Genomic DNA, 14,362 nt, shown 5'->3' on the forward strand with positions numbered 1-14,362 from the left:
CACCTCCGGGAGCGGCCAGAGCGGCCCGGAAGGGCCGCCGGCGATGAAGGGATCGCAGCGGTCGACCGGAACGCCCCCACCATGCGGCGCCAATTCCTGCTGCGCATTGACCGAAGTCAAAAAAAGCGCCGGTGCGTCAGGCAAAACCCTCGTTCAAAAAGCGTTCGGCGAGGGCGGCGTGGAGGGCGGCGCCGCGGGCCATGACCTTTTCGTCGAGTATCATGCGGTTCGAGTGGAGGCCGCAGCACTGGCGCCAGTCGCTGCCCGCCTCGCTGGCGCCGAGCCAGAACATCGCGCCGGGCACTTTTTCGAGCACATAGGCGAAATCTTCAGCCCCCATCACCGGATTGTCCATCGTCAGCCAGGCCGCCTCGCCGAATGCCTCTTCGACGACGCTCTGACCGAAGGCGGCGGCGCGGCTGTCGCACACGGTGACGGGGAAGCCCTCCTCGATTACGACCTCGGCGGTGCAGCCATGCGCTTCGGCGATCGCGGGGACGAGGCGCCGCAGTTCGGCGGCGACCATCGCGCGGCGATGCGGCGACAAGGTGCGGATCGTGCCCTGCATGTCCGCGGTTTCGGGGATGATGTTGTTTGTCGTGCCCGCGGCGATTTTGGCGATGGTGATGACGGCGGGATCGAAGACCGAGATGCGGCGCGTCACCATTGTCTGGATCGCGGTGACGATCGCGCAGGCGACGGGGATGGGGTCGATCGCATCCTGCGGCATGGAGGCGTGGCCGCCGGCGCCCTTGACGGTGATCGAGAGGACGTCGGACGAAGCGAGCAGCGGCCCGGCGCGCCCCGCGAAGATGCCGTGCGGCGCGTTGGGCATGATGTGGAGCGCGAAGGCCGCGTCGGGCAGCGGATCGATCAGCCCGTCGTCGAGCATAAACCGCGCGCCGTGATGCCCTTCCTCGCCGGGCTGGAACATGAACATCACCGTGCCGGGCAGGCGGTCGCGCGCCGCACAGAGCAGCTTCGCCGCGCCGACAAGCATCGCGACATGTGTATCATGGCCGCAGGCATGCATCGCGCCGCTGGTTTCCGAGGTGAATGCGAGGCCCGTATCCTCGACCAGCGGCAGCGCGTCCATGTCGCCGCGCAGCAGCACAGTGCGCGCGTTCCCGCCATTCCCCGCCAAACCCCCGCGCAGGATCGCGACCAGCCCCGTGGTCGACGGCCCTTCGCGAAATTCGAGCGGCAGGCCGGCGAGAGCGTCCTTGATCTTGGCGAGCGTCTTGGGATTCTGAAGGCCGAGTTCCGGCTCGCGGTGGATAGCGCGGCGCAGATCGACGAGATCATCAAGGAGGGTTTCGGCCTCGGCGGGCCAGCGGCTTGTTTCGGTCAGCGTCATCTCTCGATCCTCGACTGGGGGCGTCACGCGATCCTAGAACGTCGCCGCCGGCTTGTCAGCCTGCCGCGGCGCGGCCGAGGGTCAGCACGGCGAGCGCGATGGCGATGGCGCTGCCGTGCAGGACGATGCGGCCCCAGCGGGTCGGGGCGGGGTCGATCCATTCGACGACGAGTGCGGTCGCCGACTGGATGCCATAATAGAGAACGAAGGCTTTGGACGCCCAGGCGATGACGGTGAAGATGTCGCCCGCCCACACCACCGCGATCGAGGCTGATGTTGCGATGACATAGCCGATAGCGACGGGGATTCGCTGGCGCGAGGCGCCGGCGACGAGGCCGCTGGCGCCGTTGAGATCGGCCACCGCCGCCGAAAGCTGCGACAGAAGGGCGGCGACGATGATCGCCGGCGCAACGAGGGTGCCGACGGGGCGCAGCAGTTCGATGACATGGGTGTCGCCGCCCTCGGGCGGCAGGCGCCCGTCGAGCCACGGCGTCAGGAGGCCGATGAAGAGCATGTAGACGACGAAGGCGATCCACTGCGCATGGCGCATCGTGCGCACTCGCGTCGCGCGGTCGTAGCTGTCGCCGAGGTAGCGAGACGTCTCGAACCCCTGGACGAGGATGATGAGGCCGAGCAGGATGCGGACCGCGTCGAAACCCTCCGCCTGGTCGGCGAGCGGACGGACCGCGACCGTTCCCGCCGCGACTTCCGACCCCAGCGCCCAGGCGAGCGCGGCGATGAGCGCGACGATCATCGCCAGCTTAAGCCCGACCGAGCCCAGCTCGACATGCTCGAGCCAGCGCAGACCGCCGAAATAGCCGAGGGTGCCGAGCAGCGCGAGGATCGCGGTCGTCATCCCGTGCGCAACCACCGGATCGACGACGCCGAACGCCTTGAGCGCGAAATCGGCGAGCAGGTCGAGATAATAAGCGACCGAGACGAAATAGGCGAGGATCAGCGCAAGATCGGCGGCGCGGTCGAGCCAGAGCAGCACCGGCGGCGGCGATTCGGCCGCGAGCATCGGTTCGAGGCGACTGATATTGTCGCGCACCGCAAGGCCGAAAAGATAGGAAATGGCGCAGAGCGCCGCCATCGCCGCGACCGCATAATGGCCCGCGACATGGCCAAGGATCGGCCCCGCGACGAGGAAGCCTGACCCGATGATCGACGCGAGTGGCGTGACGGTCGCGCGCCAGTCGCGCGAGCGCAGCAGCGGCGGCGACAGCATCACCGCCGCGGTCGCGACGGCGACGACGAGCAGAACGAGGTTGGTCGAACTCACCGACCGCCGAAGAGCTGCCGCCCCGCCAGATCGAGCATGATTTCCTCGCTGCCGCCGCCGATCGCGTTGACGCGAACCTCGCGGTAGATGCGTTCGACCTTGCTGCCAGTGATGTAGCTCGCGCCGCCCAGCACCTGCGCCGCCTCGCGCGCGACCGCCTCGAGCATCCGGGTCGCCTGTACCTTGAGCATCGCGAAATCGGCGGGGCGGTCCTTGCCGGTCTTCACCTGCCAAGCGCAGAGGTCGACCCACGCCTGCGTCGCTTCGATCTGGCGTTCCATATCGGCGAGCTTGATGCGGATCGACTGGTGGCCGACGAGCGGCTTGCCGAACGTCTCGCGGTTCTGCGCCCATTCTACGGCCTCGGCGAGCGCGACGCGGGCATAGGCGCAGCAGCCCATCGCCATGCCGAGCCGTTCCGAATTGAAGTTGCGCATGATGCCGATGAAGCCGCCGTTCTCGGGCCCGATCAGGTTTGCAGCGGGGACGCGGACGTCCGCGAAATGGATCGCCGCGGTGTCGCTGCAGCGCCAGCCCATCTTGTCGAGCCGCGTGCGTTCGACGCCGGGTGCGTCCATGTCGATGAGCAGCAGCGAGATGCCGCCCGCGCCCGGACCGCCGGTGCGCACCGCGCAGGTCAACCAATCGGCGCGCATGCCGCTGGTGATGAACATCTTGCCGCCATTGACAACATAATCGTCGCCGTCGCGCACCGCCGTCGTCTTGAGGTTGGCGACGTCGCTGCCGCCGCCCGCTTCGGTAATGCCGAGCGCGATGATCTTGTCCCCAGCGAGCACGGGCGGCGCGACCCGCTGTTTCAATTCGTCCGAGCCCAGCGCGAGGATCGGCGGCAGGCCGATGCCGTGCGTCATCAGCGAGGCACCGAGTCCGCCCGCGCCGACCGCGGCGAGCTCCTCGGTCAGAACGAGGCCGTGGAAATTGTCGAAGCCTTCGGAATGGCCGCCATATTGCTCGGGGTAGCGCAGGCCAAGTATACCCGCTTCCGCCGCCTTCTTGTGCAGCGCGCGCGGCAACTCGCCCTCGGCCTCCCAGCGGTCGATGTGCGGTGCGATCTCGCGTTCGACGAAGCGGCGGACGCTTTGCGCCAGCGCCTCGTGGGTTTCGTCATAATAGGGGGAACGGGCGCACCAATCGTCGAAAGCAGTCATACCCCGATGCTGCGCCCGGTTGACGTAAACGTCAAGGGAAGCGCGACCTTGCGGTGGCGTACAGACGATAAATTTCGGCTCGATTTCCTCGCCATGCACCTTAAGGTCGCCATCTATGACGAAATCTATCCTGCTCGCCGGCCTCGCCGCGCTCGCCCTTGTCTCCACTCCCGCCGCCGCGCAGTCCTCGCCCGAGGCGGTGGCCGAGGCCGCGCTCAAGAAGGCGCCGGTCTTCGACGGGCATAATGACGTGCCCTGGGCGCTGCGCGAGCGCGCCGACAATATGATCAACGGTTTCGATTTCAACGACACCAGCCATACCGCGACGACCGATCGCATCGCGATGCACACGGACCTGATCCGATTGCGCAAGGGCCATGTCGGCGCGCAATTCTGGTCGGTCTATGTCCCGTCGAACAGCAACGAGGCGCAAGCGGTGCAGCAGACGCTGGAACAGATCGACGTGATGAAACGGCTCGTCCAGCGCTATCCGAACGACCTGATGCTCGCGACCAATTCGGCCGAGCTCGAAAAGGCGATGAAGGCGGGCAAGATCGCCGGCATGCTCGGCATGGAAGGCGGCCATTCGATCGGATCGAGCCTGGCGGTGCTGCGCGACATGTATGATCTTGGCGCGCGGTACATGACGCTGACCCACAGCCGGAACACCCCGTGGGGCGACAGCGCGACCGATGCGCCCGCGCACGACGGGCTGACCCCGTTCGGCGAACAGGTGGTGCGCGAGATGAACCGCATCGGCATGATCGTCGATCTGAGCCACACGAGCGAAGCGACGATGAAGGACGCGCTCGCCGTGGCGAAGGCGCCGGTGATGTTCAGCCACTCGGGCGCGCGCGGCGTCAACGACCATCCGCGCAATGTCCCCGACAGCGTGCTGCCGCTGGTCAAGGTGAACGGGGGGATCGTGATGGTGGTGCTGTTGCCGACCTTCCTCGATCCCCAGGTGCGCGCCTATGGCCTGTCGCGCACCGCCGAACAGGCGCGGTTGAAGGCGATGTATCCGGGCGACCCCGCCGCCGCCGACAAGGCGCTCGCCGACTGGGACAAGGCGAACCCGACGCCGACGACCGACGTCGCGAAGGTCGCCGACCATATCGATCATATCCGCAAGCTCGCCGGGATCGACCATATCGGGCTCGGCGGCGATTATGACGGAATGGATTCGGCGCCGGTCGGGATGGAGGATGTGTCGGGCTATCCCGCGTTGTTCGTCGAACTGGCGAAGCGCGGCTATTCGCAGGCCGACCTCGAAAAGATTGCGAGCGGCAACATGCTGCGCGTGCTGAAGGCGGTCGAGGCCTATGCGGCGAGCCAGAAGGGCCAGCCGCCGATCGAGACGCCAGTGGCCAAATGATTGCACGTCGCCGCCGCGACGGCGGAGGTGGCGGCTATTTCCTCTTGAACGGCCAGTCGATCGCGCCGCTCGCCCACAGCGCCCACCAGATGATGAGCGGCTGCGCGGCGAGGCGAGGGCCGTGGTACCACCAGCCGAGCGTCTGTCCGCCGATCGCGACATGCGCGAAGGCGTGATGGAAATTCGCCGGCCACACGCACAGCGCATAGAGGGCAAGGCCCCAGCCCGCCGCCTTGCGCGTCGCCGGGATCAGCAACCCCAGCGCGCCCGCCAGTTCGGCAATGCCCGTCGCGGCGACGACCAGCGCCGGCTGCGGCACCCAGGGCGGGGTGATCGCGACGAAGGGCGCGGGGGTGGCAAGGTGGCGGTAGCCCGCATAGCCATAAGCGAGCGCGAGCAGCCAGCGCAGCGCCGTGCGGATCGTCACCGCCCGATGGCTTCGATCATCGCCTCGACGCGCACGAATTTCTCGCGCGGATTGCCTTCGAGCGCGGCGGCGACCTCCGCCGCCTCTATCTTGCGCCAGTCGCGGAAGGTGACGGGCGCGATGCCGCGCCCCGCGAGCAGCGCGTCGAGTCCGGGACGGCCCGGCTTGCCGCCACCGCGGCCTATATCCTCCAGCACCATTTCGGCGATGCGCGCGCCGTCGGGCTTGTTGGTGCCGATCGTCCCCGATGGCCCGCGCCGCGCCCAGCCGACGCAATAAAGGCCGGGCAGGATCCGCCCCTCGTTATTGGCGAAGCGGCCGCGACCATGTTCATAGGGCACGCCGGGGATCGGCGGCGTCTGATAACCGATGCAGCTGACGACCAGACCCGCCTCGATCGCATAGGTTTCGCCGGTGCCATGGCTGCGCAGATCGGCATCGAGCCGCGTCCGTTCGACGATGACGCGCTGGGCGCGCCCGTCGCCCTCTATCGCGACGGGCATGGCAAAGAAGTCGAAGTCGATCGTCACCGGCTTGGCAACCGGATTCGCCGCGAACTGCCGTAGATGCGTCACCGACTTGCGCATGCCGGGTTCGAGCAGCGCATCGTCGCCTTCGTCGGGCAGATCGGCGGGGTCGACGCGCGGGCTGGCGCGTTCGAGATGGCCCAGCTCGCCCAGCTCTTTCGGTGTCATCGCGATCTGGTGCGGGCCGCGGCGGCCGAGAATGTGGATGTGCCGGATATTGCTCGTCGCGAGCAGGTCGCGCGCATGGGCGACGATGTCGCTGCCGGCGAATTCGGCGGGGGTCTTGGCAAGGATACGCGCGACGTCGAGCGCGACATTGCCGTTGCCGATCACCGCGACGCCGGGGCTGTCGAGCGGCGGGTCGAGGTCGGCGAAATCGGGGTGGCCATTGTACCAGCCAACGAAGGCGGCGCTGCCGATGACGCCGGGTAGATCGGCGCCGGGAATCCCCAGCGGCCGGTCATTGGGTGCCCCGGTCGCGAGCACGACGGCGTCGTAGAGCTGCGCCAGTTCGTCGATCCCGATGTCGGTGCCGACCGACACATGGCCGACGAAGCGCACATTGTCCGCCAGGGCGACACCCTCGTACCGCCGCGACACCGCCTTGATCGATTGGTGATCGGGGGCAACGCCGGTGCGGATCAGCCCATAGGGAACGGGCAGGCGATCGATCACGTCGACGGCGATATCCTCCGCCTTCTGCAAGGTTTCGGCGGTATAATATCCGGCCGGACCCGACCCGACGATCGCGACATGACGCATCAGCCCACCTCCAAGTGCAGGACCTGCGCCGGGGCGCGGCCCCTCTGTTCTTCTGTTCTGCGCGCGATGCTAGCGGCGAATTGGATAAGGGCAAGCCGCCTGTTGCGCGAACCCGACCGGGCGGTCGCACCGGCCTTGACAGACGGCCCACGCAATCATATTGCGCGCCCCTCATTGCCCCGTCGTCTAATGGTAAGACTACGGATTCTGATTCCGTCTATTGAGGTTCGAATCCTCACGGGGCATCCATTTTCCCGCTTTAAGACGCTGGAACGCGATGCCGCAGTAGCCGGGTAAAATCGCGCGCGCAGGTCTTTCGTGATTGTAAACCGTACACGCTCGATGCGAGTCGAGCTATGGTGCGAGCGGACTCCTGCATAGGATGCCGATCTTTGAGACTTTCTCCTCGCGTTGGAGGAAGCCGAGAGGATGGTGCTGCTTGCGTATTGCGCGTCGGCGCGCTCGAACGCCGAGGGTGGTAGTCTTTCTCCGGATATGATGATGGCCGGGGCGCCTTTTTGTCATCGATTGACACCGGTTACCTTATCAACTAACCCAGCTTCAGATCAATCAGACCTGAGGATGCCGCCATGTTCGATCGCACCTATTATGCTACTCATCCCTCCATGATGGAGGAGGTGTCGAACGCGGAACTTCGCGATCGCTATCTGATCCAGGGCCTCTTCCGCGAGGGCGAATGCGTCCTCAACTACACCCACGCCGACCGCTTCGTGATCGGCGGCGTCGCCGTGGGCAGCGCGCCGGTCAAGCTGCCGACGCAGACCGAGCCGCCGTCGGTCGCGGGGCACCCGTTCCTCGAACGCCGCGAACTCGCGATCGTCAACGTCTCGTCGGTCGAAGGCACGGTCACCGTTGACGGCGAGAGCTTCACGCTCGGCAACAAGGATTGCCTCTATGTGACGATGGGTGCGAAGGACGTCGAGTTCGCGGGCGAAGGCGCGCGTTATTATCTGGCGTCGTGCCCTGCGCACAAGGCGTTCACGACGCGCAAGCTCGGCATCGCCGACGCCAATGCGCTCGACCGCGGCAGCCTCGCCGAATCGAATGAGCGCACGATTTATCAGCTCGTCATTCCGGGCGTGTGCGACAGCGCGCAGCTCGTCATGGGGCTGACCGTGCTCAAGGAAGGCAGCGTCTGGAACACGATGCCGCCGCATATCCACGAGCGCCGCAGCGAGATCTATTTCTATTTCGAGCTCGACAATGTCGATACCGACCGCGTGATGCATTTCATGGGCGAGGGCGAGGCGACGCGCCACATCGTGATGCAGAATGAGGAAGCGGTGATCTCGCCGCCCTGGTCGATCCACATGGGCGCGGGCACGAAATCCTACGCCTTCATCTGGGCGATGGCGGGCGAGAATCAGGATTATACCGACATGAACGTCCTCGACATCTGTCAGCTGTCGTAATGGCGGGCCTCTTTGACCTGTCGGGCAAGGTGGCGCTCGTCACCGGTGCCAACACGGGCATCGGGCAGGGGCTCGCGCTCGCGCTCGCCGAGGCGGGGGCGGACATCGCGGCCGCGGGCCGCTCGCCCGCGGACGAGACTGTCGGCAAGGTGCGCGGGCTGGGGCGGAGGGGCGAGAATTTCGCCGCCGACCTGTCGAGCGTCGGCGCGGTGCAGCCGCTCGTCGACGCGGTGCTCGCCGAGTTCGGGCGCATCGACATTCTCGTCAACAATGCGGGGATCATCCGCCGCGCCGATGCGGTCGATTTCACCGAGGCCGACTGGGACGCGGTGATGGACACCAATCTCAAGACGCTCTTCTTCCTCTGCCAGAGCGTCGGGCGCCACATGATCGCGCGCGGCTCGGGCAAGATCATCAACATCGCCTCGATGCTCACCTTTCAGGGCGGCATTCGCGTCCCGAGCTATACCGCCTCGAAATCGGGGGTCGGCGGGCTGACCAAGCTGCTTGCGAACGAATGGGCGGCGAAGGGTGTACAGGTCAATGCGATCGCGCCCGGCTATATCGCGACGAACAACACCGCCGCGTTACAGGGCGACGAGACGCGCAACCGCCAGATCATGGAACGCATTCCGGCGGGCCGCTGGGGCGACCCGAGCGATATCGGCGGCGCGGCCGTGTTTCTGGCGTCGAGCGCGTCGGACTATGTGCAGGGCCATATCCTCGCCGTCGACGGCGGCTGGCTCGCGCGCTAGACTCGCGCGATGGGTAGCCGTCTTGTCTTTTTCGGCGAACTGCTGATCCGCCTGACCGCGCCGGGCAACGAGCTGCTGATGCAATCGCCCTCGCTTGCGCTCCAAGTCGGGGGAGCCGAGGCGAATGTCGCGATCGGCCTCGCGCATCTTGGTCACGATTGCGCGATGGTTGGCAAAATTCCTTCGAATGCACTGGGTCGCGGTGCAGTGGCGGCGGTGCGCGGCGCAGGCGTCGATTGCACCGCCGTCACGCTTCATCCGGGGCGCATGGGGCTCTATTTCCTGAGCGTCGGCGCCGGGCTGCGCGCCTCCGAAATCGTCTATGACCGCGCGCGATCGAGTTTCGCGGAAAGCGGGGCGGAGGATTATGACTTCGACCGGCTGCTGACGGGCGCCCGGCTGCTCCACCTGTCGGGAATTACCCCGGCGCTCGGGCCGCGTTCGGCCGCGGCGGCGCTTGCGGCGGCACGCGCCGCAAGGCGGCTCGGCGTTCCCGTCAGTTTCGACGGCAATTACCGCGCGATGCTGTGGGACGCGTGGGATAGCGATCCGCGTGCGATCCTGTCCGAACTGATCGGCAGCGCCGACATATTGTTCGGCAATCACCGCGACCTCTCGCTCGTGCTGGGGCGCGAATTTTCGGGGGAGGGCGAGGATCGTCGGCGCGAAGCGGCCGAGGCTGGCTTTGCCGCTTTCCCCGCGCTCAAACTCATCGCCTCGACCGCGCGCCACATTGTGACCGCCGATCACCACCGCATCGCCGCGCGCGTCGATTTGCGCGGGGGCGCGCATCAGACCGCCGAGGTCGATGTGACCGGCATCGTCGACCGGATCGGGGCGGGCGATGCTTTTGCCGCTGGCGTATTGCACGCGCACCTGAAGGGCGCCGACGTCAAGGCGATGGCCGAAACCGGCCTTGCGCTCACCTGCCTCAAACATTCGCTGCCGGGCGATGCCAGCCGGTTTGGTGAAACCGATATCGATGCCTTCCACGGCGGCGGACTCGATGTCCGGCGCTGAGAGGATGAGTCGTCGCGCGTTGCTGGGCGGCGCGGCGGGGCTGCTGGTCGTGGCCGCATCGCCAACGGCCCGCGCTACGCCCGTGCATGCTGTCATCGACGCCCCCGACGGGGAATATCGCAGTCTGGGCTGGGGAGAAGACGAGGTTGCCCCAATCCTAGCCTATCCCGGGATCCGTTATGCCCGCGCGGCGCGCTTTCGTGCGCCCGTTCCCGTCCTCCACGCCGAACAGCAGGATAGCGGCTTCGGCCCTGCCTGTCCCCAGACCGGCGATCGTTACCAGCCGCAATCTGAAGACTGCCTTTTCCTGAATGTCTGGACACCCGCGCTCGACGAGAAGCGCAAGCGCCCCGTCCTGGTCTATTTCCACGGCGGTGCCTATTCGACCGGCAGCGTCACCGACCCGATCAACGACGGCGCAAATCTGGCGGCGCGCGGCGATGTCGTCGTCGTTACCGTCAACCACCGGCTGAACGCGCTCGGCTATCTCTATCTCGCGCGACTCGACCCGCGCTTTCCCGACAGCGGCAATGCCGGGCAGCTCGACCTGATCGTCGCGCTGCAATGGATCCGGCGCAATATTGCGGCCTTCGGTGGCGATCCGGGCAATGTCACCGTCTTTGGCCAGTCGGGCGGCGGCGCGAAGATCGCGACGCTGATGGCGATGCCCGAAGCGAAGGGGCTGTTCCACAAAGCGATCACGATGAGCGGGCAGCAGGTCACTGCGTCGGGGCCGCTCAACGCGACAAAGCGCGCCGAAGCCTTTCTCGCCAGGCTCGGCCCCGGCGTCGATCCCGCGACCGCGCCGGTCGAACAGTTGATCGCCGCGCTGTCGGCGACCGATCCGGTCCTTGGCGGCGGCCTCTATATGGGGCCGGTGCTCGACATGACGCATCTGATGCGCCACCCCTTCTGGCCCGACGCGCCGGCGCAGTCGCTGGATATTCCGATGATGCTCGGCAATGTCGTGATGGAAACACGCGCCTTTTATGCGCCCGACAAGCCGCCACTTGCGGGGCTGACGATGGACAATCTGGCCGCCCGGATCGCGCCGCAGATGCGGATCGACATCTTGCCCGAATGGGTCGTGAGCGAATTTCGTGCCCGTTATCCGCAGGCGGAGGTGACCGAATTGTTCCACCGCATCGTCACCGCAGCGCGGAGCTGGCGCGGGCAGGTCGAGGAGGCCGAGGCGCGCGCCCGCGCCGGCGCGCCGGCCTTCGTCTATCAGCTCGATTTCGAGCAGGCGAAGCATACCGATGACATCGGGCTCAGCTTCGGCACCATATCCGATCCCACGCCGGCACAGCGGGCGATGAGCGACGTGGTGATGGGCGCCTTCGTGCGCTTTGCGCGCACCGGCAACCCGGGCTGGTCCGCCTATACACTGGCGCAGCGTGAGACGATGATCTTCGACACCGTGAGCCGCGTCGAAAACGATCCCCGGCGATGGGAGCGCGAGCTGTTCGCGCGTGTCCCCTATATTCAGCCCGGAACCTGATTCGGCCTGCAGCGTCGATGGATCAGACGATCTGTCGCCCCTTCAACCAGCCCCACAGCAATTCGGGCCAGATGGCGACGGGCAGGCCCGCCGTTTTCAGCAGGCCGAAGCCATGCTCGCCCTCGGCGAAATAATGTGCCTCGCACGACACGCCGACGCGCCGCGTTGCCGCCTGCAGACGCAGGCTGTTGTCGATCTTCACGACGCTGTCGTCCTCGGCGTGGAGCAGCCACAGCGGCGGCATGTCGGCGCGTGTGTTGCGCTCGGGCGAATAAAGCGCCTCGCGCGCCGCGTCGGGATGCGCGCCGATCAGCTTTTCGCGGCTGACCGCATGCGCGATTGCCGGGTCCATCGACACGACCGGATAAATGGCGGCGAGCGCGTCGGGGCGCGCTGACAGCGTATCGGCCCCATCGAGCGGTGCATAGACCTGCGCATCGAAGCGCGTCAGCAGACTTGTTGCGACCTGCCCGCCCGCGGAAAACCCGCCGAAAGCGACGCGTGCCGGATCGATGCCGTCGAGCGCAGCGCGGCGGCGCACGACCCGCATCGCCCGCTGCGCATCGGCGAGCGGAACGTCGGACCCGTTCGTCCAGCCGTCGCCGGGCAGGCGATAGAAGAGCACATAGACCGTCACGCCGCGCGCCTTCAGCCAGCGCGCCAGCTCATAGCCTTCCTTGTCGATCACGACGTAGCGATAGCCGCCGCCGGGCGCGAGGATGACCGCGGCGCCATTGGGTTTGTCGGGCCGGAAAATGTCGAGCCGCGGCCGCGTAATGTGCTGAAGCATCCGGTCACTGGCGTCGGGATCGTCGCTGCGCTGGACAATCTCTTCGGAAAGGCCCGGCGGCGGCTTGATATGCCCGCCCGGCCACAGCGGGATGCTGGCGTCGGGGACAAGGCCGGCGGGCCGCGTCCATACTTCTCCGGCTGCGGCGCCCGCAAAGGGCAGCGCAAGGCTGGCGGCCATCAGTTCGCGGCGACCGAGCACCATCTACGGTGCCTCCGGTTTCGGATCGGCGTCTGGATAAGCGATGATGAGCACCAAGGCCTCGTCGCCGGTCTGGCGGATGCCGACGCGGGCGCCCCGATAGAGCCACGCCGCCATCCCCGGCTTCAGCGCCTGTTCCTCGCCGTCCGAATGGACGATGCCGGTCCCCGAGACGACATAATAGATTTCGTCATGGTCGATCGGGTGGATGCCGATCGCCGCACCCGCGTGCAGCGCGCGCTTGCGAAATTCGAAACTGCGCGGGGCGGGGACGGCGTCGCTGATCCGCCACGCGGTCGACTGGCCGATGGCGCCGTGCGGCGGCGGCTCTTCCCGAATCGTCGCGGCCTCGTCGATGACCACCATCGCCGGTGCCGCGCTTCCGGCGAGCAGCAGCGCGAGCAGCGGCGTCATTTGACGCCGCCGCGCGAATCGAGGTCGCGCGCCGACAGATGTTCTTGCGGCATGGGGGTGGTCTGGCCCGGATAAGTGCCCGATTTGGGTTCCATCGTCGCCAGATCCCAATCCTTCTCTACGAAGGGCGCGCGTACGGGTTCGGTCACCTTCGGATAGGCGCTGACCTGCTTTTCGTCGTCGATGATGTCGCCGCGTCCTTCGGCGACGAAGAACAGGATGCGGATCTCTTCGGCATCGCGCGCCCAGGGCCGCGCGCCTGCGGTCGCCAGAACCGACGTTTCGACATCGTGGACCGGCAGGATTTTGTACCCATCGGTGGGCGCAAGCGGGGCCTCCGAGCGGATAAGCTGCGCGCGGGTTTCGCCATAGCGGCCGAATTCGGGCAGCGCGTTGCCGTGCCGGTCGACCGCAATATTGTCGCGGCCATAGAAGCGCAGGTCGCCATCGCCGCCGAGCATCAGAAAGGGCAGCCCCTCGTCGGTATGATTGCCGCCGCGCATGACATTGCCGATCGCGGTGATCTCGCCCGTCACATAGTCGTGGCCGACCCATTCGAGATTCATCAGATTATAGTGCACCGCGCGGTGGCCCGGATCGTAGATCAGATTGTTGATCATCAGCGCCTGCGCGCCGCCCTTGATCAGCGGATTGCGTTCGACATTGTGCGCCCAGACATTGCGATAGAAGACGATGCCCGTGGTGTTGTCATGGATCAGCGACCCCTTGCTATGCTCGCCCTTGGGGTGGCTGGCGTCGGCCAGCCCCTCGGCCGCCAGATTGTTCGAAAAGGTCACATTGCGGCTGGTCCCGTCGCGCCATTCGGCGACCGTCGCGCCCTTGAAGCGCGGACCTGATGCCGACATATTTTCGTCGAGCGCCCACAAAAAGGTGCAATGATCGACCACGACATCGTGCGCGGCGACCGTCGAGAAGGCATCGGCTTCCCAGCCGCTGCGCTTCGGCTGCCCGTCAACGCCGGTATAGATGCGCAGGTGGCGCAGCACGACATCATGCGCTTTCACGTCGATGCCGCCGCGAATGATCGTGATGCCGGGTCCGGGGGCCGTCTGGCCGGCAATCGTCAGATAGGGCTGGTCGATGGTCAGGGTACTGCGGCCGAGGTCGATCACGCCGCCGACCTCGAACACGACGATTCGCGGACCCGGCGTTTCGATCGCGGCCTTCAGCGACCCCGGACCGTCGGGGGCGAGCGTCGTGACGCGAAGGATTTTTCCGCTGCGTCCTCCCGGAGTCGCGGCGGCCGGTCCGACCGCGCCGGGGAAGGCGATTGCCTGCGCCTGAGCCGCCATCGCGGCGCCTCCGGGTACGGCCGCAGCCAGAAACAG

General features: G+C 66.7%; 13 protein-coding genes and 1 tRNA gene. 6 read left to right on the top strand and 8 right to left on the bottom strand.

The window, feature by feature from the left end; all coding sequences use genetic code 11:
* Positions 1-136: 136 nt before the first annotated feature.
* Genes P1IM2_RS14740 through P1IM2_RS14750 form a run of 3 tightly spaced genes read right to left on the bottom strand, consistent with a single transcriptional unit; the run spans position 137 to position 3,808 of the window.
* Positions 137-1,357 carry a M20 family metallopeptidase gene (locus tag P1IM2_RS14740; protein ID WP_062901777.1) on the bottom strand — a complete coding sequence of 407 codons (1,221 nt, stop codon included), beginning with the start codon at positions 1,355-1,357 and terminating at the stop codon, positions 137-139.
* Positions 1,358-1,412: 55 nt separating this feature from the next.
* The gene (locus P1IM2_RS14745) at positions 1,413-2,639 is read right to left on the bottom strand and encodes a hypothetical protein (RefSeq protein WP_186402926.1); all 1,227 of its coding nucleotides are present in this window, start codon (positions 2,637-2,639) and stop codon (positions 1,413-1,415) included.
* Positions 2,636-3,808 (bottom strand): acyl-CoA dehydrogenase family protein, encoded by a 1,173-nt coding sequence (locus P1IM2_RS14750; protein ID WP_062901779.1) that lies wholly within the window; start codon positions 3,806-3,808, stop codon positions 2,636-2,638. Before P1IM2_RS14750 ends, P1IM2_RS14745 begins: the two co-directional genes overlap by 4 nt.
* A gap of 115 nt (positions 3,809-3,923) precedes the next feature.
* Between P1IM2_RS14750 and P1IM2_RS14755 the strand changes: the two genes are divergently transcribed.
* A complete protein-coding gene (locus tag P1IM2_RS14755; RefSeq protein WP_186402927.1) occupies positions 3,924-5,183 on the top strand; it encodes a dipeptidase in 1,260 nt (419 codons plus the stop codon).
* A 34-nt stretch (positions 5,184-5,217) separates the two neighbouring features.
* Here P1IM2_RS14755 and P1IM2_RS14760 read toward each other — a convergent pair whose 3' ends face one another.
* Both P1IM2_RS14760 and P1IM2_RS14765 read right to left on the bottom strand, forming a co-directional pair.
* On the bottom strand, positions 5,218-5,610 hold the full coding sequence (locus tag P1IM2_RS14760; RefSeq protein ID WP_238929628.1) for a DoxX family protein: 393 nt from the start codon (positions 5,608-5,610) through the stop codon (positions 5,218-5,220).
* Positions 5,607-6,899, bottom strand: a complete 1,293-nt coding sequence (locus P1IM2_RS14765) for an FAD-dependent oxidoreductase (protein ID WP_062901781.1) — start codon at positions 6,897-6,899, stop codon at positions 5,607-5,609. The genes P1IM2_RS14760 and P1IM2_RS14765 overlap by 4 nt, the downstream gene beginning before the upstream one ends.
* A gap of 175 nt (positions 6,900-7,074) precedes the next feature.
* Here P1IM2_RS14765 and P1IM2_RS14770 point away from each other — a divergent pair.
* From P1IM2_RS14770 to P1IM2_RS14790, 5 genes are all read left to right on the top strand, one after another.
* Positions 7,075-7,148: transfer RNA gene (locus P1IM2_RS14770), tRNA-Gln, on the top strand.
* 341 nt (positions 7,149-7,489) lie between these two features.
* Positions 7,490-8,332 (top strand): 5-dehydro-4-deoxy-D-glucuronate isomerase, encoded by an 843-nt coding sequence (gene kduI / locus P1IM2_RS14775; protein WP_186402928.1) that lies wholly within the window; start codon positions 7,490-7,492, stop codon positions 8,330-8,332.
* Complete coding sequence (gene kduD, locus P1IM2_RS14780; protein WP_062901806.1) at positions 8,332-9,087, top strand: 2-dehydro-3-deoxy-D-gluconate 5-dehydrogenase KduD; 756 nt, start codon at positions 8,332-8,334, stop codon at positions 9,085-9,087. Before kduI ends, kduD begins: the two co-directional genes overlap by 1 nt.
* Before the next feature lie 9 nt (positions 9,088-9,096).
* Positions 9,097-10,107 (top strand): sugar kinase, encoded by a 1,011-nt coding sequence (locus P1IM2_RS14785; RefSeq protein ID WP_062901807.1) that lies wholly within the window; start codon positions 9,097-9,099, stop codon positions 10,105-10,107.
* 4 nt (positions 10,108-10,111) lie between these two features.
* Positions 10,112-11,608: a carboxylesterase/lipase family protein gene (locus P1IM2_RS14790; protein ID WP_238929630.1), complete on the top strand. Its 1,497-nt coding sequence runs from the start codon at positions 10,112-10,114 to the stop codon at positions 11,606-11,608.
* A gap of 22 nt (positions 11,609-11,630) precedes the next feature.
* On the opposite strand, the gene P1IM2_RS14795 is transcribed toward P1IM2_RS14790, so the two are convergent.
* Genes P1IM2_RS14795 through P1IM2_RS14805 form a run of 3 tightly spaced genes read right to left on the bottom strand, consistent with a single transcriptional unit; the run spans position 11,631 to position 14,326 of the window.
* Positions 11,631-12,602, bottom strand: coding sequence for an alpha/beta hydrolase (locus P1IM2_RS14795; RefSeq protein WP_062901809.1), 972 nt, complete (start codon positions 12,600-12,602; stop codon positions 11,631-11,633).
* Positions 12,603-13,013 carry a cupin domain-containing protein gene (locus tag P1IM2_RS14800; RefSeq protein WP_062901810.1) on the bottom strand — a complete coding sequence of 137 codons (411 nt, stop codon included), beginning with the start codon at positions 13,011-13,013 and terminating at the stop codon, positions 12,603-12,605.
* On the bottom strand, positions 13,010-14,326 hold the full coding sequence (locus P1IM2_RS14805; RefSeq protein WP_238929777.1) for a polysaccharide lyase family 1 protein: 1,317 nt from the start codon (positions 14,324-14,326) through the stop codon (positions 13,010-13,012). Before P1IM2_RS14805 ends, P1IM2_RS14800 begins: the two co-directional genes overlap by 4 nt.
* Between the last annotated feature and the right edge of the window lie 36 nt (positions 14,327-14,362).

It is taken from the genome of Sphingopyxis sp. P1IMeth2, assembly GCF_900185685.1.
Taxonomy (GTDB): Bacteria; Pseudomonadota; Alphaproteobacteria; order Sphingomonadales; family Sphingomonadaceae; genus Sphingopyxis; species Sphingopyxis terrae_A.